Source organism: Lawsonibacter sp. LCP25S3_E2, assembly GCF_052117285.1.
Lineage (GTDB): Bacteria > Bacillota > Clostridia > Oscillospirales > Oscillospiraceae > Lawsonibacter.
Genome location: NZ_JBQKJL010000045.1, coordinates 1 through 3179 on the forward strand (window position 1 = coordinate 1; position 3179 = coordinate 3179).

Here is a 3179-nt window from a genome sequence, read left to right on the forward strand (position 1 = left end):
TTTGCTTGCTCCTTTCGAATGTTTGTGTGGTAACTTCATTCTACCAGAGCCTGCAAGCTATGTCTTCTTTTATGCGATTTTCAATTTGCGCAACTTATTGTACCTTATCCACGCTTCACAGAATTTTCCCTCTCTTGTTGGCCCATTATAAGGCGGACCGGCCCAGCTGTCAAACAAAAACCGCGCCGGAGGCTCGAAGCTTCCGGCGCGGCAAAACCTATTAAACATCACAAGTACTATCAAGTATCAAGCATCAGACCAAATCTTGAAGCTAGTTCGTTTTTAAACGAGTCATATGTTTCACCCGATTGTACAATTACCTCATTGATATCAAACCACATATCTGTTGAGGGAGATTCTGTAAACAACTTATCTACTTGTTTTTGTTGAAGCCCCACGAAATATATCACTGTCCATTTTTCACGCCAACCTGCTCGACTTGCTTTTAAATGTGCTTTCTCTGCTTCTCCTGCACGGTTATGCACATTTGCAACATCCTGTCCGCCCTTAATTTCAATACAAAGAAGTTTTTCCTCAGGTTCCCCTTCTAAAAAGATAGAAATATCTGGATCAAAGCTCGGAACGACTCGGTACAGATCACCGGCACGATTTTTAAATTTTAAACATTTTTCTTCATCCGTGACCAGTTCTACATGAAAGGATTTGACAATCTGCTTGATCGTTTCAAACACATGCAGGGCTGCTTGCGCACCTATTATGTTTCTCCAAACTCCATCCCCATATACCCCCAAGGTCATAAGCGGCAATTCTGCCAGATCCTGCACTAAATTTGAACGATCGATGCCTTTTAGCAGCTGTGACATGGTATCATTTATCGCACAACATAAATTACCAAGTTCTTCTTCTGCACTCTCGTCAATTTTACCATCATGTTCCAATGCTTTAAAGACAGACAGTCCGGTAGCACTGGTGTAAAATTGCTTTTCACTAATTCCCATTAGAAGCCGATAGTATCCCAAAAGCATAGGATTGCGTTTTAAGATGCAAGGCAACGCAAACATGACTTCCTCCCGGATGCCCAATCCCTGCAAAATCGTCCGGCTATCTTTACTGACAAAGCGAACAATTTCTTTATGTAAATCATCCGGGTCAATGGTTGCTACCGCAGCTCTAAGATTTGATCCCAGTATTTTTTTACGATAGTTATGAAGAATTTTTTGCATTTTAATTTGCTTTGCTGTGGATGGGATAACAATGTCTCTCACATTTATTCCTCCATAATGCTCATTCCTTCTGAGCATAACCGTTTAATTGACATTTGGTAATAGTCCGGATTAAGCTCAATTCCAACAAAACGCCGGTGTAATCGTTTTGCAGCCACAGCAGTGGTCCCTGACCCCATAAAGGGATCTAAAATCAAATCATTTTCATCTGTTCCAAATAGGATACATGGTTCAATTAATTCTACGGGATATACAGCAAAATGTCCTGATGTTTCCTTATTCGCCTTGGTATTGATACTCCATACATCTCGAATTCTTCGTCCATTCGGCCCTTTTTGGGCATCGACATAATACTTATATTTTTCACTTTTGGAAAACAAGAACATATACTCATGGCATCTTGTCGGACGGTCTCTGACACTTTCCGGCTGACAATTTGGTTTCTCCCAAATTACATCAGAGCGAAGATACCATCCCCGCGACTGCAGCGCAAAGGCTAATCGCCACGGTACGCCAATTAGCTCTTTCGCTTTCAGTCCTTCCGGTGTATCTGGCCGAATTGACATTGCACGAGCTTTATTCTTGCCATCAGGCGCACGCCATTTCCGTCCCCCCGACGTATAGCTATCCCCAATATTCAGCCAAAACGTTCCATCATTCTTTAATACTCGTCTTACTTTATCAAATAAATCAGCAAGTGTGTCTATATACTTATAAACGTTTTCTTCCAGACCAATTTGACCATCAATATTATAGTCTCTCAATGCCCAATATGGAGGCGAGGTAATTACACATTGTACGGATTCATCGGGCATTTGGTCTAAAATTTTTTTTGCATCTCCCAGGAATAAAGAAGAAGTATCCGAAAGCATCTTCTCTACCTTACTTTGATCTATACCGGTACTCAAAACAACAGGAGTAGAAAACAACGACTTCTGATACATCAAATCGTCACAAATTATGCTGTCTTTTTTCTGTGGTTCCTCAAACAATTTCAATTTCCTCCAATTCGGGATACTCCCCACACTATGTAGATATATATATTCTAATCCCAAAAATCAGTTTTCCTCATCGGGAATGAGTACAGCATGGACAACTACAGCTGTCACTCGTCTATAAACTCTACGATCTCCCCTATATCACACGATAGGGTTTGACAAATTCGATGGAGGCTTTCCATCGACACATACTCATTCTTACCCATTTTGGCCAGAACATTAAAGCTAATCCCTGCAGCATCTTTCAGCTCGGTTCGATTCATCTTTTTATCAATCAGCATCTTCCAGAGCTTGTCATAACTGACTGGCATAATCAATTCTCCATTCGTTGTCGAATTCTTTTATACTATACCACATGACGCACATGGCAGCAAGATAATCTCACGAAATTATGAGATTATATAATTTTTATATGAGATTATGTTCACTCTCTTTATCGCGCTATTTGCAAATGATGATAGTCTCACCTTTTCCATCTCCCATAGGGATGCCACAGAAATATCCCGGTATGACGCTGGGCTTTCCGGAGAAGTCTGCCGATGCGTGCCTATCAACAGGCCGCCACCTGTTAGAGGCGGACAAGAGCTTTCCAGAAGATTCAGGCAAGTGGCGCTACCACTATCCGGAGTTTGATAAACCCCAAAACTATGTGAAGGTGCCGCCCCAGAATCTCTTTTGCTCCTGGGACTCACTGGCCATAGAAGCTGCCGTTTGCTGCACGAAATCATAATAAAACAAAAAAGAGAGCTAACTGACAAATCAAAATCAGTTAGCTCTCTTTTTATGAATAATGAAAAAGTGTTGCCAAATCGTTGCCACAGAGGGCTTTAACCACTCAAAAAACCAGTCATATCAAGCTTTTTCGAGCCTCTGAAATCATTCCCACTCGGCAAATTCAGATATAGTAGGGTGTATTTGAGGTGATTTCGCAGGAAAAACTTTCGCAAATATGTTAATATTCCACCTGCTATTTTCGGCTGTAAAGTTTATTAGTATC

Annotated in this window: 4 protein-coding genes; 1 reads left to right on the forward strand and 3 read right to left on the reverse strand. The window is 41.1% G+C overall.

What is annotated here, in order from left to right:
- Positions 1-239: 239 nt before the first annotated feature.
- The 3 genes from ACTQ3R_RS16255 to ACTQ3R_RS16265 all read right to left on the reverse strand — a co-directional run bounded on the left by ACTQ3R_RS16255 (position 240) and on the right by ACTQ3R_RS16265 (position 2493).
- Positions 240-1226, reverse strand: a complete 987-nt coding sequence (locus ACTQ3R_RS16255; RefSeq protein WP_441780203.1) for an XcyI family restriction endonuclease — start codon at positions 1224-1226, stop codon at positions 240-242.
- A gap of 2 nt (positions 1227-1228) precedes the next feature.
- Positions 1229-2176 carry a DNA-methyltransferase gene (locus ACTQ3R_RS16260; protein ID WP_441780202.1) on the reverse strand — a complete coding sequence of 316 codons (948 nt, stop codon included), beginning with the start codon at positions 2174-2176 and terminating at the stop codon, positions 1229-1231.
- Between the two features lie 113 nt (positions 2177-2289).
- A complete protein-coding gene (locus tag ACTQ3R_RS16265) occupies positions 2290-2493 on the reverse strand; it encodes a helix-turn-helix domain-containing protein (protein WP_118426099.1) in 204 nt (67 codons plus the stop codon).
- 197 nt (positions 2494-2690) lie between these two features.
- On the opposite strand from ACTQ3R_RS16265, the gene ACTQ3R_RS16270 reads away from it, so the two are divergent.
- On the forward strand, positions 2691-2912 hold the full coding sequence (locus tag ACTQ3R_RS16270; RefSeq protein WP_441780201.1) for a hypothetical protein: 222 nt from the start codon (positions 2691-2693) through the stop codon (positions 2910-2912).
- Positions 2913-3179: the final 267 nt, after the last annotated feature.

What these genes read in the sequence shown, in the direction of transcription:
- ACTQ3R_RS16265 (WP_118426099.1), bottom strand. Translation starts at nt 2,493, where the DNA reads ATGCCAGTCAGTTATGACAAGCTCTGGAAGATGCTGATTGATAAAAAG.
- ACTQ3R_RS16270 (WP_441780201.1), top strand. Translation starts at nt 2,691, where the DNA reads ATGACGCTGGGCTTTCCGGAGAAGTCTGCCGATGCGTGCCTATCAACA.